This window comes from Candidatus Wallbacteria bacterium, assembly GCA_028687545.1.
Lineage (GTDB): Bacteria > Muiribacteriota > JAQTZZ01 > JAQTZZ01 > JAQTZZ01 > JAQTZZ01.
Genome location: JAQTZZ010000005.1, coordinates 45,384 through 65,864, shown reverse-complemented (window position 1 = coordinate 65,864; position 20,481 = coordinate 45,384). Strand labels below are relative to the sequence as shown.

Below are 20,481 nucleotides of genomic sequence, written 5' to 3'. Positions count from 1 at the left end.
TCGTCTTTCATACTATGCCCCCTCTCCAATAAAACCCACCCTATTTTCCTTGATCATGGCATTGAGGATTTCGCAGGAAGCTTCCCTCAGATCGCTCTCAGTGATCCTGCGAGTTGCTCCCTCTCTCTGCCCTGCCCTGACTGCAGCCGAAGTCACAGCTTTCCTGATCTCACCGCCAGTGAATTCATAGGACTCGGCGAGCTTCCTGAAATTCACTCCTGCATCAAGTGGCGTCTTTTCCGGGATCAGTGACTTCCAGAGCAGCTCACGCTCCACTACTGCCGGACGCGGGAATTCCAGCACAAAATTGAAGCGACGCAGGAAGGCCTTGTCTATGTTGAAGAGCAGGTTAGTGGTGAGAATCACGATCAGGTTGGTGGTTTCGATCTTCCGCAGCAGCACTCCCACATCCTGGTTGGCATAACGGTCTGTAGCGCTGTGCAGGGCAGTGCGTGAGGAAAACAGCGCGTCAGCTTCGTCAAAGAGCAGGATCGCGTCATTGGCTTCAGCATCCGCAAAAACACTCTCAATATGCTTGCTGGTCTCCCCTACCCAGCAGGAAACGAGCTGCGCCATGTTCACCACTTTGAGCGGCTTGCCCAGTTCGAATCCGATCGCTTCAGCGCTGAGAGTCTTGCCTGTGCCGGGATGGCCGTGAAACAGGACAGTGCATCCCCCGGAAAACGGATGGCGCTCGCCGAACCCCCATTCATTCCGCATGATCTTGATCACGCGCAGCGACCCGATCAGGTCGCGCACAGATCGCGCTGTCCTGCCGTCCAAGATCAGGCTTTCCAGCCCGAATCTTGGGGTGAGCTTGTTGGCGAAATCTGAAAAAGACATCAGATTCAGAAGCTGTAGTTTGGCTCCGTATTCGAGATCCTCCATCCTGAGCGTCACGCTCTTCCCTTTCCTACGCACAGCAGAGGACAGGGCTGCCAGCACCGCGTTCTTGATCAGCCCGCCAGTGAGATCGAACGATCCTGCCAGTTCCTTGAAATCAACGTCAGGCGCGAGTTTCATGGCTTCAGGCATGTGCACTTTCCAGATCTGCTCGCGCAGGGAGACAGAAGGCCGCTCAAACTTCATGGTAAGGGAGATGCGGCGCTGGATGGGCGGGTCAAAGGAATTGGGCTGATTCGTGGCCATGATCACAATGCCCTCGAATTTCTCGAATTCAGTCAGCAGCATGTTTCTGCATTCTCCGTCCCTGATCAGTTCCTCACACTCGTCTATGAACAGGATTGCATCAGCGAACCTGGCTTCCCTGAACACGAAAGGCAGGGTCTCGTTCCTGTCTCCGCCCCTGCGGGAACGGCTGGAGAGGGTAGCATAGTTCACAAGCAGCATCTTCTTCTTCAGGCGGCCGGCGATGCCGTATGCGGCCATGGTCTTGCCAGTTCCTGACGGGCCGTGAAACAGGAGCACCAGCGCTTTGCCGTATGAGATGACCTCATTGAAATGGAACTTGTCTCTCTCTTTCAGCCATCGAGGGTATGTTTCCACGATCTCCAGAATCTTTTTCTTCTGCTCATCAGGTATGATCACGTTTTCAAGCTTGACTTCAGGTGCGAACAGCCTGCTGCCTGCCACATAGTCCTCGACCTTGATCTCCATGCCCATCAGGTATTCAAGCACTCTTGAGTCAAGCGCGATCGTGCCTGCGAAAAAGCCTTCATTGTCTGATTCGAAGTGGATCACTGAGTTCTTGATCAGGACAGAGGTATTGGTGAAATACTTCTTCAGGCTGAGCTTCTCGGCCAGAGTGCCGCAGAAGAGCCTGCCGATCTCATCCACAGTTGTGTTCCTGGCAGAGTAAAGAGAATTGGCCATTTCACGGATCTCGCTGGAAATGCATTTCCCAGCCAAGTACATGATCATGTATTGCTCGAACAGGGACAGGTGCAGCATCCTGCTCAGCTTCTGGAATCTCGGCGTATGCCCGCCCTTTCTGACCCTGTAATTGATCATCCTGCGCTGACGCTTTTCCTTGAGCCTGAGGCTGACCGGGTTCTCGGCCATGTCGCGCACAAAGCCGGTGGCTTGCATCCTCAAAAGCAGCCATTTGAAGCTTTCCTCCAAGTATTCGATGTCGCTCCTGATCGCCTTGTCTTCATCAGTGGAGTCTTCCAGAGGATTCTCGTCTTCCTCGATTGTGAGGTCCGAGAGTTTGAATTCAGGGGCAGAGTCATCGCCAATGCCTGGTAGGAACAGCTTTTCCTCGTCATTGCCCATTTCCCGGACTTCCCTGGCTATATCCCCGCCTTCAATGCCCATAGCTTCCAGCATGCCCAGGCCGGCTGCTTCCACTGTCTCTGAATCCGACAGCTTCTGGCCGTAAAAGACCTTCAGGCTGACAGGATGAAGCGAGTAAACCTGTTCCAGGAACTTCTTCTCAGTCCCTGACTCGATCTCGATCACAGAGAGCTTGAACAGCCTGGAATCCTCAGGGATATTGGCCTGCAGATCACGGTTGAAGCGGAAGGCATTCAGAAAATCACGCAGAGAAAATGTTCTACTGCCAGACCTGGCTTTGAATACAGCGTAGAGAAACAGGGCCTGCTCCTGTTTTGAAATGCCGGAGTTCCCGCAGAAATAGAAAAGCCTGGGCACAAACCCGGCTTTGCTGCTCAGCTCTTCCCTGGCCGCAATGATCTCTTCCAGCTGCTCGCAGAAAGGAGTGAAGTCTTCCAGATTTGTGGCTTCGCCATCAGACTGCCTGTAGATGTAATTGCAGTACTTCTGGCATGATTCCAGGACTTCCATGGGAAACACCCTGGCCTCTGTGTATTCCAGGTCGCTGGCAAAAGGCAGGCCGGAAGCGTCGATAAAGAGCTTCAGCCGCCGCGAAACGAGCAGATCGTTTTTCTCCAGGCCTTCCAGAAGATTCTGCAGATTTTTCATAGTCCCCCCGTTTATTTTTGGATTTGCTTTAGCAGATCAAATAACAATCCCCGTGCCAGGTCTTCAAAAAGCAACCAATTCCCGCAGCATTGGCAGGCCTTCTGTGCTGCGACTCAGCAGCATTAATCATATTATGATTAATCTAATAATAATTTGATTACTGATCTTTATTAATTGAGCTGCCGGCCAGGCCTGAAATCCGAAGAAGCATGAAATTCCTGTGTGCTTCTGGCTTTTGGCATGGGGATTGTTATTTATTCAGTCATGATTTCTAAAACCCGGCAAGTCAGAACAATAAAAAAAGTCACCCAATTCAGCATTGATCCAGATCGTGCAACCGAAGATGCAGTTCAGGGCCATGGACAATCATCCCAGCACAAGACTTCTTATCTTGCATTCACAACTGAAAACAGGATGTTTGGGGTTCTTTTTTCTTACAGAATAAACCTGCCGCATCTGCAGGTTGACAGGCTCAAGTTTTTGCGTGGCTGGCAGCCTTTTGCCGGATCATCATTGCAGCGTGTGCTTCAGGGTAGAATACAGATCTTCGAGCACAATGAAATCACCTGTGAATTATGGTACTGCGACTGGAACAATATGGACATTAAAGTGTTGAGCTGTATAAAGGAAGCAATCCTGCGATATAAACCATACATCAGAAACTGCTACTGGCCAAAGTAGGCCTGGAGGGCTTTGCAATGAAAAAACTCTCCCCGCTCCGACCTCTACTCAAGAACCTGCGGCCGTTACAGCTCAGGCTGGAGATCCGGCTTGGCAGAAGGCTGCAGTATCTGAATGAGGATCCGCCTTTCATCGATACCATGCAAAAGCTACTGGTAATGATCAGTCAGGATTTTCAGCTGGAGATTCAGATCACAGTGCTGACTGACAAGTTTGACTTGGGAGAATATGAGTATCTTGTCTATTTTTCAGATACACCTACAACCTGGAAAAAGCGAAAAGGTAATGGAATTTATTATTACAGGCTGAGCGCCCTGATAGAAAAGTTGTCTACTCAGTGTGAAAAGATTTTACTGCCATACTGCAGATGGTTATGATTGAGGTGTAAACATGAAAAAACTCTCCCCTGTTCAGCCTCTATTCAAACAGAAAGCATTTAGCTTTGGTCCACTTGAAAAACCTGAAGTAGAAGAATATCAGACTTTTCGTCACAATAAACAAGAAATTATTCAAATAATGATTAAAGGCCCGGAAACTGCTGTAATTAATATCCGGAATATCTCCTGATTTCATCCAGTTTCTTCCGATTCTTTTCCACAGCTTCATCAGCAGGGTAACCAAGCGAAATCATCAGGTCAGCTTTTTTGGATCTGGGGATGCCAAGCTGTTTTTTTACTGCCCTCTCATTAAACCAGCCGAAGAAGCAGGTACCCAGCCCAAGTTCTGCAGCCTGCAGCGCTAGATGTTCGCAGGCCATCCCTACATCGATCAGAGCGAATCGCGTACCGCGGAAGAATCCTCCCAGCCTGGCTGCGGACTCGGATTTTTCAGTGATCACTGTGATCAGGACAGGGGCAGATCCGGCAAAATTGTTCATTTTATAAATGCCGCTGAAGGCAAGATCTGAGAGCCTGGCAGTGCTTTCCGGTGTATCACAGATTACAAAGCTCCAGGGCTGTGAATTGCAGGCCGATGGGGCAAGGCGGGCGGCTTCCAGGCATTTATCGATCAGTTCACGGCTCACTGGCCTGTTTTGATATTTCCTCACACTGCGCCTTGTCTTAACCAGATCCAGGAATTCCATGTTTATGCAACACCTCCCAACATACAAACGTACAAACCTACTAACTTATCAACCACTAACAGTGAGCAAGCCTATAAATGCAAATCATTTACCTTGCTATTTATAAAACAGCACCCAGGCCCCGATAATCATGATGATCACACCGATCAGACGTTCCCTGATCTCTTCCCTGAAAATCAGCCTGGCGAGAAAAACCGTCACTACCATGGACAGCATCGAGGAAGGTTCAGCCACGCTGACATCGATCCTGGTGAAGGAGATCAGCAGGAACAGGTATGAATATGAATTGATGGCTCCGGCAGCGAGCACTGTCCAGGGATTTTCACGCACCAGGGAGATGATTTCAGAGCGTCTGCCGGAAATCACCACTACCAGGAACAGCACCAGGCTGATCCCTGCATACAGGCAGGTCGCATAAATCAGAGGGCTGACGCTTTTCACAGTGTCGCCGTCAATGGTCCTGCCGACTGCGATCAGGCAGGAGGAGACGATCATCATCAGGCAGGCTCTGTTTTTAAATAATGCACCCAGTGACAATAATAAATTTCTCTGCCTGCTGAGAAAGGAAGCCCCGTAAACCAGCAGCGACATTCCGGCAATTTTATAGATCGTCAGAGATTCCCCGAGGAAAACTGTGGTCAGGATCAGCAGGAAAAACACATTGAAATTATAGAGCGGGCTGACCAGGGAGGCATCGGCCATAGACAGGGATTTCACGTAAAGAGAAAAAGAGGCGGAATAGACCAGGCTGGAAATGCAGACCCTGATCAGAAAATAATAATCAGACGGCCTGGCTGTAAAAAAAACGAACGGCAGCATCAGCAGAGTGGCGATCCCGAAAAAATGAAAGGCCACCACCCGCGAATCTGCCTTTTCACCCAGACTCTTGACTACAATCCGCTCCCAGCCCAGCAGCAGAATCCGTCCGAGCAGAGCAAGATAAGCTCCGAACATGCTTACCAGATAATTCCCTGCTGATCGAACTTTCTTGAACTCCAGCCGGACTCGGTGCGCACCATCAGCTCCTGATGGCCGGTTTCCCTGATCAGGCGGGCTGCTTCTGAAAAACCGCAGTCGAGATGCTCAGGTTTATGCGAGTCTGAGTTCATAGTCAGCGGGATTTTGAGTGCCAGGCAGCGCTCCAGAATCCAGGGGCTCGGATAGAATCCTTTGCCGCGCTTCATGGGTGCAGTATTCACTTCAACGATCGAACCTGCAGTTGCAATCTTGTGCAGAGCTGAGTCCACAGCGTTCCGATACCAGGTATCTCGCTCAGAAAAAAATCGATTGCCTGTATTATTCATCCTGACCAGATCCATGTGTCCGATAATGTCCGGAGCTTCTTTCTCGGCCATTTCACCGGTAAGCTCATAGTAACGCTCAACCATTTCCCTGACTCCGCCCGGGAAATGGTCGATCAGCTTTTCAAATTCCTCGACAGTGTAGTCGATCGTCAGGAGAGATTTACTGTCAACATAATGCAGGGATCCGATCAGATAGTCAGGTTTGTGCTCTTTCATCCTGCCTGGGCCGGTGATTCCCGGAATATAGTCCACCTCAAAGCCGAGATGAATCTGCAGTTTTCCCTGATACTGCGCTTTCAGAGATTGGATTGTTTGAAGATACTCTGAAAGCTTCTCGATTTTCATCGCCCAGCTCGTGGAAAAAGGCAGCGGTGCATGTGAGGAAAAACCGAGGGAGGCCAGACCGAGGCGCAAGGCCGATTCCACGACATCGGTCATGCTTCCCGAGCCGTCGCAGAAATTGCAGTGCGTATGATAGTTGCTGAAACCTTTCATTTCTCGTCAAGTTTAATCAGCGCGCTGACCGACTGGTCATAATGCAGGCGGTTGATCACAAAGACCAGCAGATCGTCCAGTGATTTCTGCTCGATAAAAGTCTGATTCAGGAGTTCTGGAATCTGGGGGATAGTGTCTGTCACATAGAGTTTTTTAAGACCGAATTTCGTGCACTCGATCAGATTGTTCAGATACTTAGGCATCAGCTTGAAATGGGAAACCGCAGCATAAATCTCCTGCACATCGTGCCTGGCTTTGAGATTCTTGATCGCATTCAGAAACGATCCGAAAGTTACTGTTTCGTCGTCAGTGATCAATGCCACCCGCTTCCCTTCCAGATTACCGATAATGCCGAGATTTTCAGTTGTTTCCTTGCTGGTGGACCTGTATTTACTTGAAACAGCGTAATCCAGGTTGAGATTCTGGGCCAGCAGATATGTCTGTTTGGCTCCGCCGGCGTCAGTAGAGATAACCACACTCTGCAGGTCCCCTTTGAATCTTGAAAGCAGTTCTATGAAAAAATCCATGCCTGAGAGGCCTACCACACGCTTGGGCTGGAAAAAAGCCTTGATCGCATCGCTATGCAGGTGATAAGTGATCACCCTGTTCACTCCAGCTGTGTCAAGAAGTTTTGCGAAAAGCTCTGACTGGGCGGCTTCGCGCTTGAGATATGATGAGCGTTCAGCTCTGGAATACGGCAGGTACGGCATCACCAGGTTTACCTCGTGTGCGCCATGCACTTTTAAGGTATAAACCAGCTGCAGAGTTCTGTAAATTTCGTCATTGACACTCTTCCCTGAGACTCTGCTGTGCGGGTCGGAAAAAACGAAAACATTGGCTCCAGCCACATGGTTTGGAAGTCTGGGATTGGTCTCTGTATCGTCGTAACCCTTGATCACTGGCGTCCCGTCCTCGCGCTTGTGAATCAATTCCACCTGCTTGCCGGCATCGGAGCACTGGCTCAGCCGGTCGTTATAGATGTCCACCACTCGCTGAGCCCTGCGGAATCCCGATTCTGTAGCATAAAACAACAGCCAGCCATTCGGTCCCTTGAGTTTCTTTTCCCTGATCTGGGAGTAAGTTTCCTGGCTGATGAAAAGACTGGGACTTGGATTTAGCATGTCTTCCCTCCGGGTTAGATTAATAATTTTTTCCGCATACCTTCACTGGTTGATCTGATAATCCGAAAAAACCGTGACCGAGGAGTTCTCTGTCTCGATCTCGCTGGTGGCTCCTGGTGCAGGATTTTTCATCTTCACTTTTGTCCTGCATTCCTGACGCTCGAGCACTTCGAAATTACCTGACTTGAGATAGTTGAATTTGACAGTTGCATCACTGCTGACTTGAGGATTCACTGAGATTATTCTCTGCCCGATCATTTTTCCGCTTTTATCATAAACATGGATCTGTTTTTTGAGCGGGCTGTTGGGGTCTTTCGGCTCCATTGTCAGTGAAACGGCATTAGGCATTTCCTTGAGTTCAGTGATATTAAAATCCTTCAGCAGGTTGTCAGTCATCTGCTCCGGGATAATCATGGTTTCCTTCATGGCATCCTTCATCATCTGCTTCTGGGCATCAGGGCAGTTTGCGGTAAATTCCAGTTCATAAGAGACTTTCCCGGTATCCTGCCAATGAATTGTAGTCTTTGTCACAAGTGGGTTCGCGGGTTCGCTCTTCAGCACCGCGGAATAATTCTTGATCCCCTGATTCTGGTAAAACTTGTATCCTTTCAGCAGTATTTCCCTGGTATCTGCGGCAAAACAGCTCACAGCCAAGCATGTCAGGAGCAGAACAGCCAGTAACTTGCTCATGTCACCTCCTAAAATTGAAAGTCAACCCTATTTTACCCTTATTTCCTCAAATGTAAAGAGGTCGCAAACGCCCTCTTTTTCCGGTATCATAAGCCTATGCATCATAACTCGACACTGCAGGAAAAAGCGCGGGAAATCATGTCCCGGCTGAAAGAGTCAGGGTTTTCCGCTTTTCTGGTCGGGGGCTGCGTAAGAGATCTTGTGCTTTCGCGGCCTCCCCATGATTTCGACATTCTCACCGACGCGCAAGCAGAGGATCTGCAACAGTTGTTTGAAAAAGTAGTCCCGGTCGGCGCGAGACATGGTACTGTCACAGTCGTCGCAGGTAATGATAATTTCGAAGTCAGTTCTCTGCCTGCTGGTGGTTCTCTGGAATCGCTCAGGAAAAATTGCAGCAGGCGCGATTTTACGATCAATTCCATGGTCATGGACTCTGAAGGCAGATTGCAGGATTTCTTCGGCGGAATCGCTGATCTTAAGAAACGGATCATCAGAGCTGTGGAAGATCCTTCAGCCAGGATCTCAGAAGACAGGCTCAGGATGCTGAGAGCAGTAAGAATTTTCACCACCCTTGATTTTACCCTCGACCAGGATCTGCTCGATGCCATCAAGCTCCAGGCAAACCTGATCTGTTCAGTTTCACCTGAACGCATCAGGAACGAACTGTTACAGATTATGGCTGCAACGCCCGGGATGCAGAGGCCAGGCATAGAACTGCTGAGGGAGACCGGCCTGCTGGCTGCCGTCCTGCCTGAGGTACAGAGACTGGTGGGGTTTGACCAGAGCAGCGTCCATCACAAAAAAGACGCGTACAGCCACACCCTCGATGTGCTGGAAAACCTGTCTGGAATTTCCGATTCCGCTCTCTTAAGATTCACGGCTCTGCTGCACGATATCGGTAAACCAGGCACCAGGAGTGGAAAACAGGGTGAATTCCATTTCTACGGACATCCTCTGGCAGGTGCCGAACTGGCAGCAGGGATCTGCTCCCGCCTGAGATTCTCCAGGAAAGATTCGAATCTGATTGAGACTCTGATCAGGGATCACATGCATTTCAAGCTTTTATCCCTCTCCCCCACACCCAGGGCTCTGGCTCGATTCATCAGGAAAAACGGGAGTCATCTTTCAGAACTTCTCATGCTGGGCAGATCTGACATTGAACTGGAAAGTCTGGACTGGCTGGATCAGAAGATCCAGGAGTTCCGCTCTGCATTCAATGGGTCACTCCCTGCCCCGCTGCTCGACGGTTTGGAGATCATGGAGATTTTGAAGATCCCGGCCGGTGCAAATGTCCGTAGAATCAAAGATTTTCTCCTTGAAGAGCAGATCAGGGGGGTTGTAACAACCAAGGAGGAGGCACACAGGATAATCCTGCAGGAATTCGGGGGGAAATTCTTATGAAAACCGGCAGAAAATTTGTATTTTCAACACTTATGATCCTGCTGATAATCCTGAATCTCTTTGTTTTCGGCGAAATCTCCCTCAGAATTTTCCGTCCGCATGCAGTTTTGACGCTCGTTCAGAAAGTGGTCTATCCAAGGGATTCAGAAGAATACAACCAGAAAGTCAGTGAATACAGAGTCGTTCCGGGAAATATCGGCATCATGCATAATCCGGACAGTCCGAATTTCAATCCCCTGGGTATTTACGGCAAGAAAATTCCCGTCAGCCGGGAAACGGGCACATACAGGATCCTGGTGCTGGGGGATTCAGTGACTGACCCGTTCGCCAGTTGTCATCCACCCTATGGCTATACTTTCGTCCTGCAGGACATCCTGAACCGGAAACTTCAGCGCAGGGTGGAAGTGCTGAATTCAGGGGTCGGTGGATACAATACAGTGCAGGAAGCAGCCTGGTTATCAGAATTCGGGCTCAAATCACAGCCTGACCTGATCCTGCTCGCCTATGTCAATAACGACACCTCCCTGGCCGAAAATTACCGCGAGGTCAGTGGAGGTCTCGAATTCTCTTACTACCAGCCCAGGAAAATTCCTCTGCTGATCGACTTTGGCAGATACAACCGGCTGGTCTTAGAGTCTTCGGAGCTGATTCCGTTCCTCTTCATCAGCCTGGAGCAGCTGATCAACAGGAGAGAAATCCGGTATAACTTCAATCTCTATGAACCAGGTTTTGATCAGAACTACGCAGCTCTGGAATCGATCTATCGGATTTCCGTTGAGAATGGCATTCCATTAATACTGGTGCATTTCCCGTTTTTCCATAACTTCAGGGAATATGAAAAAAATGATTTCTATGTCAGACACCTGCTGACAGCCGATTTCTGTGCGGAACGGAAAATTCCGCGGCTGGACCTGCTGGACGTTTACAGGCAATATGCTGAAAAAGAGGTCAGGAATGAAGAAGACCTGAATAAAAACAGCATCTCCAGTCATCCCAACCAGTTCGGGCATCAAGTCGCAGCTGAAGCCATTGCTGAATTTATCCTGAAAAATGTTTTCAACAAGGAAAAGTAATCAGATGATACTGCTCGTCAACCCGCTTCCCTCTTCCCTGGCTCCATTTCCAGAGCGCCTTTCCCTGTCGCTCGGTTCACTGGCAAGCTTCCTGCCGGCAGGGATGGCGGAAATTTTTTACGACAACGGGGATCAAGGCCTCTTCCTTTCCAAAGCGGAATCATTCGAATTCATCGGATTTACAGGCATGACCTATCAAGCCAGGAGGGCTCTGGCCCTGGCTTCTGCAGTTAAAAAGAGATTCCCGGAAAAAAGGACTGTCTTCGGGGGAGTGCATGCTTCGCTCAATCCCGGTATTCTTCTCGAAAATCCAGAGCTGGACTTTGTGATCTCAGGAGAGGGAGAAGAACCGCTCCTCTCGCTTCTCAGTGGCAATCCCGATCATCCTGGGATTTACAGGATCAGAGAAGGGAAAGTCTCTGGAAAACCTGCCGGACCTCATCCGGACATTACGAAGTTCCCGATCATAAACCGGAAACTGATTCCTGATCAAGGGATTTTTTATGATCAGGCTTTTTCAGAAAGGGCAGCGATTGTGATGTTCTCAAGAGGATGCGTGGGCACCTGTACATTCTGTGCGAGCCCTGCCATGTTCGGCCGTAATCCCAGATACAGAACTCCGGAGCAGGCTGTGGAAGAACTTAAATACCTGAGTTCTGAACTCGGTATTAGCAACTTCGCAATTGAAGACGACAATTTCCTCTCTGACGGGGAATTCGCAAGTTTCTTTATCCATCAGATGCAGAAAAGCGGTCTTGGAATACGCTTCAGGATCAACTGCAGGCTTGAGAATCTTAGTTTCGGCATCCTCTTGCACCTGAAAAAAATCGGGCTTTGCAAGATCACTCTCGGCATCGAGCAGATCGACCCGCTGATCCTCAGGCACCTCGGTAAGTCGCTCGATCAAAAAAAACTGGCAGAAGCACTTTCCTGGTGCGATAAGCTTGGCATACTGGCAGCACTGCTTCTGATAGCAGGTGCGCCAGGCGAGACCAGGGAATCACTCAGATTGGTGTCTGAATGGGTTTCAGGATTGAATCCTTCGGGAGGTTATGACTTTCAGATCCTGCAGCCGCATCCAGGGCACAGGATTGCTGAAATCTGCAGAAAGACAGGGAAAATCCTTACAACCGATACGGATGATTTCTTTTCAGACAACATCACTTTCCTGCCGGCAGGTTTCGATGATCCGGCAGAATTCCGCAATCTGGTTCGTGAAGTATCCGGAAAACCCGTCAAAATAGCGGGGGTCCAGGAGAAACCATTTTTAGAGCAGCTCAGGGAAAAAGGTGCGGAGACCCTGGTGATTAACCCGGCTGATTACTCAAGCTCAGATTTCAATCTGGTAACTACACACTGGCAGGGTTCAGAGCGTTGCAGCAGCGGACTCTCGATCATTAAATGCCGGGATTATGGAGGCATTGAATACAACTTTCAGATCAAGGATGCAGCTTCAATCAGCGGCTTTTTTCTCCACGGGCGCTTTGCTTCCCACCCAATGGGTTTTCCGAAGGGAGAGCGGTACAGTTCTGAAATCAAGGTCATTCTTAATGGAGTGGAAGTTTCCAGACAGGTTTTCAAATCCATTCACACTACAGGGGAATATTTGAGAATTTCAATTTACAGACCAGGCGCACTGAAGGAAGGGTTGAACACGCTGCGGCTGGAAGTCCCCAAAGACTCCAGACTCAAAAACGGCCTGAGCATTTTCTGCAAGCCCCTGAATCGGTTCTTCGAACCATATGAAATGCCGCTGATACTTGAAATCTTAAGGTAGCTTACATCAAGGCTGTTCAAAAATGGTCAGATGCAAGGCATGAGAGGCTCTAACAAACTAGTTTGTAAGAGCCTCTACACAACGAGGCAGATTGGCGTTTTTCAACAGCCTTTAATCCCGCTCCGCCTTTTTGTGCTTTGCTCAAAAGGGCTTCGGGGATAAGCAGCTGTAATCAAAATCCTCGCGTAAGCTCGGATTTTGAAACAGCTGCTAATAGTAAAACAGCATCTCGTAATACTTCGGCAGAGGCCACAGTTCGTCGTCAATCACTGTTTCCAGTTCGTCTACTGTCTTGCGCAGGGCATCCAGGCCTGGCATCACCATCCTGCAGTAGATCTCGGCCTTTTTATCCAGATCCTCTTCAGAAACTCCCCGATCCAGACGCTTTTCCAGATCGCCCATCACTGCAATCAGTTCGTTGATTTTCTCTGCGAGATCAGAAAGGAGTTTTTCCTGAACCTGTGATTTGGAGGCGATCATGATGCATCCGGCAAGCTGCCCCTGATAACGCAGAGCAGCAGGCAGTATTTTAGTTTTGGCGATGTCCATCGCTGTCTGTCCCTCAATATGCACTGTCTTACAGTATTTCTCGATTTCCACATGATACCTGGCATCGAGTTCGGAGTGCGAAAAAACTCCGTAACCGATGAACATCTTCTGAAATTCTGGTTTCTGATAAGCTTTCATGGCTTCAGGAGTGCTCTTCAGATTGGGGAGCCCGCGCCTTTTTGCTTCTTTCTGCCATTCATCTGAATAACCGTCGCCCTCAAAAAGTACGGGGCGCACTTCAGGGATCACTTCTTTGAGTACTGCGACCACTGCTTCAATCTGCCCGAATCCCCTGGCGAGTTTATCTGAAATCTTGTCCTTCATGAATTCCAGGGATTCAGCCACAGCAGTGTTCAGGAAAGTGACAGGAATTGAGATCGACTGCGAGGAACCGACAGCCCTGAATTCGAACTTGTTGCCTGTGAAAGCGAACGGTGAAGTGCGGTTGCGGTCAGTGCTGTCTTTGGGAATCTTGGGGATCGAGCGGATGCCGAGGTTGATTTTCTCATCGACTGATTTTTTCGATACTTTTCCCTGCTCTATGCTGTCCAGAACATATGACAGTCCTTTCCCTAGAAACACTGAGATGATAGCCGGCGGAGCTTCATTTCCTCCCAGGCGGTGATCATTGGATGCAAATGCGACGGAAGCTCTGATCAGTGCCGAATACCTGTAAACTCCACGCACAATAGCGATCAGAAAAGTCAGAAACTGCAGATTTTCTTCAGGATTTTCTCCTGGTTCCAGCAGATTGTGTCCGTCTGCAGCCAGAGCCCAGTTGACATGCTTGCCGCTTCCATTGAGCCTGGCGAACGGTTTTTCATGCAGACAGAGGAAGAGCCGGTGCTTGATGGCTTTCCTTTTCATCACTTCCATCAGCAGTTGATTATGATCAGTAGCCAGATTGGCATCTTCGAATATGGGAGCCAGTTCAAACTGATGAGGCGCCACTTCGTTATGTCTTGTAACAATCGGAATTCCCAGCTTGTAAACTTCCTGTTCCACGTCATTGATGAAATTCATGATCCGCTCAGGCATGCTGCCGAAATACTGGTCTTCCAGTTCCTGCCCCTTGGGTGGCCTGGCTCCGAAGATGGTCCGCCCTGTAAGCACCAGGTCTGGCCTGAGGTTGGCGAGGTCCCGGTCCAGCAGAAAAAATTCCTGTTCAGCACCGATCGTAGGAAATACTTTCTGTGGTTTGTTTCCGAACAGAGCCAGCAATTCCTTTGTTTTCTGGCTGATCAGTTCCACGGAACGAAGCAGTGGAGCTTTCTGGTCCAGGGAATCTCCGTGATATGAAATGAATACGGATGGAATGCAGAGGGTTTTCCCGTACTCGCCTTCCTTGATGAAAGCCGGCGAAGTCGGGTCCCAGCCCGTATAGCCACGGGCTTCGAAGGTGGCGCGCAGCCCGCCGCTTGGGAAGCTGGAAGCATCCGGTTCTTGCGTTACCAGCTGCCTGCCGGAAAAACGCTCGATCAGATTCCCGTCCTCAAAAGCCAGGAATGAATCGTGCTTCTCAGCCGTGGAGCCTGTCAAAGGCTGGAACCAGTGGCAGTAATGGGTGGCTCCCTTGCTGATGGCCCATTCCTTGATGGCATGCGCGACTTCAGTGGCGACTTCGATGGTCAGTTCATCCTCTCCAGAGATGCATTTCTGCAGCTTCATAAAAGTTCTCTGGGCAAGTTTTTCCTTCAAGGCCTTGGTGTTCAGCGTGTTTTCTCCGAAGTAGCGCGATACTGCGCCTTTTTCAATATAATTGGAAGGATTTGTTTTTTCGGATATTTCCCTGATGATTTTGACGCGTGGATTCATACTTTGCCCTCCTGACTAGGTAAGAAATACAGATGCATTATACTCAAACTTCTTTAATCTTTTCAAGGATGAACCACTAAACTTAGTAAGCTCCTTCTCCGTGCAGTACTGAATCTAAGCCCTTATTCTCCTCTTCAGAGCTGATTTTGACAGGTGTGATTTTGTTAATTATGAAAAGTACGATATAAGAAAAATGAAGGCGTAACCGGTTGCAAAGAAAACTGCCACCAGTTTCTTGACAAGAAAATCAGTTCAAGACTTTATTTTAGGCCAAATTGTCATTACAATTGACAATTTGGCCTAAACTGAATATATTTAGATTATGATTGAAAGAATCATGAACAGAAAAGCACTTGAACTGTCTGAAAAATTCCAGGTGATCGCAATCACAGGCCCGAGGCAGTCCGGCAAAACCACGCTGGCCAGAACAGCTTTCCCTGGAAAACATTACTGTTCTTTAGAAGATCCGGGAATCAGACGGGTCGCTCTGGAAGATCCGAAAGGATTTCTCGGGGCACACCCAGAAGGTATGATCCTGGATGAGGCACAACGTGTTCCAGAACTTTTTTCTTATATTCAAACTATTGTTGATCAAACTGGAAAATCAGGCCAGTTTATTCTGACAGGTTCGCAGAATTTTCTGCTGCACGAATCAATCTCGCAAACCCTGGCCGGAAGGGTTGCTATCCTGAAGCTTCTGCCATTCAGCTTGGAAGAAACAAAAGGAACCGAATTCGATATTCATAAACTTGATGAACTTCTTTACACCGGGCTTTATCCCGGGATGCATGACCGGAAAATACCGGCTGGAGACTGGTTTCCGAATTACATACAGACATATGTGGAACGCGATCTCAGATCTATTCAGAATGTTTTTGACCTGAACCTTTTTCAGAAATTTCTCAGGCTTTGCTCAGGAAGAGTAGGACAGCTGGTAAATTTTTCTTCTCTGGCTTCTGACTGCGGAATTTCACACAATACGGCAAAATCCTGGCTTGGGCTTCTGGAACAGAGCTATTTGATTTTTTTCGCCAGGCCATACCACAACAATTTCAACAAAAGACTTATCAAAATGCCCAAGCTGTTTTTCTATGATACCGGCCTCTTATGCGCGCTGCTAGGCATTGAAAACAGCGCACAACTGGAAACTCATTATCTGCGCGGATCTATTTTCGAGTCTTTGGTTGTTTGTGAACTTTTAAAATATCGCTGGAATCGCGGAATCGGAAACGGGCTGTACTTTTTCCGGGATAAATCAGGGCGTGAGATCGATTGCATCGTAGAAATCGGTGGTAAGCCGATCGCGATAGAAGTGAAAAGCGGGAAAACAATCGTACCTGATCATCTTGATTCGATTAAATACTGGGAAAAAATCAGCGGTCTGAATGGGCGGTCCTTTCTAATTTACGGGGGGGAGGAAAAATTGAAACTAAGGAATACCAGCATCCTGGGCTGGCACGATCTAACCGATATCTTCACAAGCTGTTGAAAACGACTATCTGTAGTGTTGCACTTGAGGTAAGGTGACGGTTTTTGACTTTGTGATTTTAATTTCTGTCAATTGTATAGACCCGGTGTATGGTACGTCTCTTTCTTAAGGAAAAAGAAAAGAATCCGAATTCGGGCTGATTTTACGGATTCCTTACGGGTTTGAGCTGCCTTTTTACTCGATTTGCCTAAGCATTCGCGCTATAGTTGAGTCAGGAAAAGAAGGGAGGCTGCCATGGAATTCATGCTGGCTGGAATCTCGGCTCTGCTTCTCTGCATCTATCTGATCTATACAATGCTTTATCCGGAGAAATTTTAACCATGGATAATGATTTATTGCAGATCAGCCTCTATGTCGCTTGTCTGATTGCCCTGACTCCGTTGACAGGAATCTACATGGCCAGAGTATTTGAGGGAAAGCTGAGCTCCATTCCTTTATTGGGATATCCCGAACGACTGTTTTACAAAATCTGCGGTGTGAAACCTGAAGTCGAAACCGGCTGGAAAGAATATGCCGGGAATCTGCTGATTTTCAATTTAATCGGTCTGATAGTTCTCTTTCTTCTGCAGTTATTCCAGTCCCGGCTTCCGCTCAACCCGAATCACGCCGCAGATGTGGAGTGGACCTTAGCCTTCAACACAGCGGTTAGTTTTGTGACCAACACCAACTGGCAATCCTATGCAGGTGAAACAGCCATGGGAAATCTGGTGCAGATGGCCGGGTTTTGTGTGCAGAACTTTCTGAGTGCAGCCACTGGCATGGCTGCAGCAGTGGCACTATTCAGGGGAGTGATCAGAAACAACACCCGCATCGGAAATTTCTGGGTGGACATGACCCGCGCCACAACTTACATTCTGCTGCCGCTTTCGCTTGTACTGGCTCTGGTTCTGGTTCAGCAGGGCGTTGTCCAGAGTTTTTCAGCCAATCAAGAAGCCACAACTCTCGAAGGCGTCAAACAGATTATTCCGATGGGTCCAGCAGCTTCGCAGATTGCCATCAAACAGCTCGGCACCAATGGCGGCGGCTTCTTCAATGCCAACAGTGCCCATCCGTTCGAAAATCCGACTCCGCTCTCCAACTTTATCGAGATGCTGGCGATTCTCATGCTGCCCGCGGGTTTTGTTTACACCTATGGGGTCATGGTCAATCAGAAAAAACACGCCTGGGTCCTATACTCGGTCATGATGGTAATTTTCCTGACCGGACTCAGCGTTTCTCTCTGGTCGGAATATAAGGCAGGCGGCGTAGTCGGCAGGATTGCCATGGAAGGCAAGGAAACCCGCTTCGGCACAGCCAACAGTATTCTCTGGTCCTGCGCCACCACAGCGGCTTCGAATGGTTCGGTAAACGCCATGCAGGAAAGCCTTTCTCCGCTATCCGGCAGTGTGGCACTGTTCAACATGCTGCTGGGGGAGATCATCTTCGGCGGGCTCGGCTGCGGGATGTATGGAATGCTGCTTTTTGTCCTGCTGGCTATTTTTATTTCCGGCCTGATGGTGGGCAGGACGCCTGAATACCTGGGCAAAAAAATCGAACGAAAGGAAATCCAGCTGGTCTGCATCGGGATCATTGCGCCGTCTGCCGTCATCCTGCTGGGTACAGCGCTGGCCTGCGTTCTTCCAGCTGCTCTTTCTTCGCTGTCAGCAAAAGGACCTCATGGATTCAGCGAGATCCTCTATGCCTTTACTTCTGCGGCAGCCAATAACGGCAGTGCCTTTGCCGGTCTTACCGCCAATACGAAGTTTTACAATCTCAGCTTGGGGATTTCCATGCTGATCGGACGCTTCGCTGTAATGCTGCCCTGCCTGGCACTCGCCGAATGCCTGGCAGTCAAACAATCTGTTCCTGCTTCCAGCGGCACACTGCCTGTAAACAATCTGGTCTTTGCCCTGCTCCTGATCGGAGTGATCCTGATCGTCGGCGCTTTGACATTCCTGCCCTCTCTAGTACTCGGACCGGTCGTGGATCATTTACTGTTTTTGAACGGCGGCTTGAAATTCTGAGGTGACTATGAACGCAAATGAAAGCTCCCTGAGTTACACTGCGATTTTGCAGATGGCAGCTAAAGAGTCTTTCCGGAAACTGAATCCTGCAGTCCAGTACAGGAACCCGGTGATGTTTGTGACCATGGCTGGAGCCATCCTGACGACAATTTCCTGCATCCACTTGATTCTGAGCTGGAGATTTCCAGGATTTGAAATTCAGATCTGCCTCTGGCTCTGGTTTACAGTGCTGTTCGCCAACTTCGCACAATCCGTAGCTGAAGGACGTGGGAAAGCACAGGCCGAATCGTTGCGCAGATCCAGGGTTGAAGTCTATGCCAGGCTTTTGAGACAGGGCATTGAGGAGCGTATCGCGTCATCAGAAATCAAAAAAGACGACCTGGTGGTCTGCGAGGCAGGAGACATTATTCCGTCAGACGGAGAAGTGATCGAAGGGATCGCCAGTGTCGACGAATCTGCCATTACCGGCGAATCTGCGCCTGTAATCCGCGAAAGCGGAGGCGACAGGAGCGCAGTCACTGGCGGTACCAGAGTAATCAGCGACAGGATCGTGATCAGGATCACAGCCGAACCGGGAAAAAGCTTTATCGACCGCATGATCGCCCTGATCGAAGGAGCGCAGCGCCAGAAAACTCCTAACGAAATCGCCCTCGGCATACTGCTCTCAGCCATGACCCTGATTTTCCTGCTGGCAGTGGTGACTCTGAAATTCTTTGCGGATTATGCCGGAAATTCAGCAGGCCAGGATCTTTCCGCCATTGTAACAGTGCCTGTGCTGGTCTCTTTGCTGGTCTGCCTGATCCCCACAACCATCGGAGGACTCCTGAACGCCATCGGGATTGCAGGCATGGACCGGCTGATCAGGCAGAACGTGATCGCCAAGAGCGGGAGGGCAGTTGAAGCAGCCGGCGACATCAATGTGCTGCTCCTGGATAAAACAGGCACCATCACCCTCGGCAACCGCATGGCTGTCGATTTCATCCCTGCACCAGGCATTACCGGCAGAGAGCTGGCGAATGCCTCTCAGCTGGCTTCCATGGCTGACGAAACTCCGGAAGGACGCTCCATCGTCATACTTGCGAAACGGAAATTCAATCTGCGCGGAGAAGAGTTCAAACCTGCAGATGCAGATTTCATCCCCTTTTCGGCTAAAACACAGATGAGCGGAATCGACATGGAAAAATCCGGCAAAATCAAGCGGTGCATCCGTAAAGGTTCGGTAGATGCGATCAAGAGAGAGCTGATTAAATCCGGTGGCGTTTTCCCTCAGAATCTCGAGGAAAGTTATCAGGAAATCGCCGGAAGCGGCGGTACTCCTCTCGCTGTGATCGACAATGGAAAAGCCCTGGGGCTGATCCATCTCAAGGACATTGTAAAGGGTGAAATCAGCGAGCGCTTCGCCAGACTCCGCAGAATGGGCATCCGGACCGTGATGATCACAGGCGACAATCCTGTGACAGCCGCAGCCATTGCAGCCGAAGCCGGAGTCGATGATTTCATTGCCGAAGCTACACCGGAAGCTAAGCTCACCCGCATCCGGCAGGAACAGCGGGAAGGGAATCTGGTGGCCATGACCGGAGACGGCACTAATGATGCACCAGCGCTTGCCCAGGCTGATGTCGGTGTGAGTATGAACACCGGTACTCAAGCTGCCCGCGAGGCAGGCAACATGGTGGATCTGGAAAGCGATCCGACCAAGCTGATTGAAATCGTGGAAATCGGGAAACAGCTTCTGATGACGCGCGGAGCACTGACCACTTTCAGTATCGCGAATGATGTGGCCAAGTACTTTGCGATCATCCCTGCTCTTTTTGCCACGCTCTATGCGGTAAACGGAAAAACCGGCCCTTTGGCCGGCCTTAACCTGATGCATCTGTCCTCCCCGCAGAACGCGATTCTCAGCGCAGTGATTTTCAATGCCCTGATCATCATCGCTCTGATCCCGCTGGCTCTGAGAGGAGTGGAATATCAACCAGAACCGGCTGAAATTCTGTTGAAGCGGAACCTGCTGTTCTATGGTGCAGGAGGGATCATAGTTCCCTTTATCGGGATCAAACTGATTGACATGATTATTGCATCTGCAAGCTTGTGAGGC

16 protein-coding genes are annotated in these 20,481 nt (G+C 49.5%); 9 read left to right on the top strand and 7 right to left on the bottom strand.

All coding sequences use genetic code 11. The features are described from left to right. Positions 1–12: 12 nt before the first annotated feature. Entirely contained in the window at positions 13–2,904 is a 2,892-nt protein-coding gene (locus tag PHW04_03590; GenBank protein MDD2714962.1) for an ATP-binding protein, read from the bottom strand. A 264-nt stretch (positions 2,905–3,168) separates the two neighbouring features. Here PHW04_03590 and PHW04_03585 point away from each other — a divergent pair, with 264 nt between their 5' ends. From PHW04_03585 to PHW04_03575, 3 genes are read left to right on the top strand one after another with little or no spacing between them, the layout of a single operon-like run. Further along, on the top strand, positions 3,169–3,585 hold the full coding sequence (locus tag PHW04_03585) for a hypothetical protein (protein ID MDD2714961.1): 417 nt from the start codon (positions 3,169–3,171) through the stop codon (positions 3,583–3,585). 17 nt (positions 3,586–3,602) lie between these two features. After that, positions 3,603–3,962, top strand: a complete 360-nt coding sequence (locus tag PHW04_03580; GenBank protein ID MDD2714960.1) for a hypothetical protein — start codon at positions 3,603–3,605, stop codon at positions 3,960–3,962. 13 nt (positions 3,963–3,975) lie between these two features. Further along, positions 3,976–4,152 carry a hypothetical protein gene (locus PHW04_03575; GenBank protein ID MDD2714959.1) on the top strand — a complete coding sequence of 59 codons (177 nt, stop codon included), beginning with the start codon at positions 3,976–3,978 and terminating at the stop codon, positions 4,150–4,152. On the opposite strand, the gene PHW04_03570 is transcribed toward PHW04_03575, so the two are convergent. The 5 genes from PHW04_03570 to PHW04_03550 form a co-directional block, all read right to left on the bottom strand. After that, positions 4,130–4,669 (bottom strand): nitroreductase family protein, encoded by a 540-nt coding sequence (locus tag PHW04_03570; GenBank protein MDD2714958.1) that lies wholly within the window; start codon positions 4,667–4,669, stop codon positions 4,130–4,132. The two genes, PHW04_03575 and PHW04_03570, sit on opposite strands and share 23 nt — an antisense overlap. 96 nt (positions 4,670–4,765) lie before the next feature. Next, complete coding sequence (locus PHW04_03565) at positions 4,766–5,623, bottom strand: DMT family transporter (GenBank protein MDD2714957.1); 858 nt, start codon at positions 5,621–5,623, stop codon at positions 4,766–4,768. A gap of 2 nt (positions 5,624–5,625) precedes the next feature. Continuing rightward, complete coding sequence (locus tag PHW04_03560; GenBank protein MDD2714956.1) at positions 5,626–6,468, bottom strand: histidinol-phosphatase; 843 nt, start codon at positions 6,466–6,468, stop codon at positions 5,626–5,628. After that, complete coding sequence (gene prs, locus PHW04_03555) at positions 6,465–7,589, bottom strand: ribose-phosphate diphosphokinase (protein ID MDD2714955.1); 1,125 nt, start codon at positions 7,587–7,589, stop codon at positions 6,465–6,467. The genes PHW04_03560 and prs overlap by 4 nt, the downstream gene beginning before the upstream one ends. 42 nt (positions 7,590–7,631) lie before the next feature. Further along, entirely contained in the window at positions 7,632–8,279 is a 648-nt protein-coding gene (locus tag PHW04_03550) for a hypothetical protein (GenBank protein MDD2714954.1), read from the bottom strand. A gap of 96 nt (positions 8,280–8,375) precedes the next feature. Between PHW04_03550 and PHW04_03545 the strand changes: the two genes are divergently transcribed. The 3 genes from PHW04_03545 to PHW04_03535 are packed head-to-tail and all read left to right on the top strand — an operon-like array spanning position 8,376 to position 12,530. After that, positions 8,376–9,680: a CCA tRNA nucleotidyltransferase gene (locus tag PHW04_03545; GenBank protein MDD2714953.1), complete on the top strand. Its 1,305-nt coding sequence runs from the start codon at positions 8,376–8,378 to the stop codon at positions 9,678–9,680. Then, the gene (locus PHW04_03540; GenBank protein ID MDD2714952.1) at positions 9,677–10,753 is read left to right on the top strand and encodes a GDSL-type esterase/lipase family protein; all 1,077 of its coding nucleotides are present in this window, start codon (positions 9,677–9,679) and stop codon (positions 10,751–10,753) included. The genes PHW04_03545 and PHW04_03540 overlap by 4 nt, the downstream gene beginning before the upstream one ends. 4 nt (positions 10,754–10,757) lie before the next feature. After that, positions 10,758–12,530, top strand: a complete 1,773-nt coding sequence (locus PHW04_03535; protein ID MDD2714951.1) for a radical SAM protein — start codon at positions 10,758–10,760, stop codon at positions 12,528–12,530. 210 nt (positions 12,531–12,740) lie between these two features. Here PHW04_03535 and PHW04_03530 read toward each other — a convergent pair whose 3' ends face one another. Then, positions 12,741–14,894: a glutamine synthetase III gene (locus tag PHW04_03530; GenBank protein MDD2714950.1), complete on the bottom strand. Its 2,154-nt coding sequence runs from the start codon at positions 14,892–14,894 to the stop codon at positions 12,741–12,743. Between the two features lie 322 nt (positions 14,895–15,216). Between PHW04_03530 and PHW04_03525 the strand changes: the two genes are divergently transcribed. The 3 genes from PHW04_03525 (at position 15,217) to kdpB (ending at position 20,478) form a co-directional block, all read left to right on the top strand. Further along, complete coding sequence (locus PHW04_03525) at positions 15,217–16,383, top strand: ATP-binding protein (GenBank protein MDD2714949.1); 1,167 nt, start codon at positions 15,217–15,219, stop codon at positions 16,381–16,383. 320 nt (positions 16,384–16,703) lie between these two features. After that, positions 16,704–18,386, top strand: a complete 1,683-nt coding sequence (gene kdpA, locus PHW04_03520; GenBank protein ID MDD2714948.1) for a potassium-transporting ATPase subunit KdpA — start codon at positions 16,704–16,706, stop codon at positions 18,384–18,386. Positions 18,387–18,393: 7 nt separating this feature from the next. Next, entirely contained in the window at positions 18,394–20,478 is a 2,085-nt protein-coding gene (gene kdpB / locus PHW04_03515; GenBank protein MDD2714947.1) for a potassium-transporting ATPase subunit KdpB, read from the top strand. Positions 20,479–20,481: the final 3 nt, after the last annotated feature.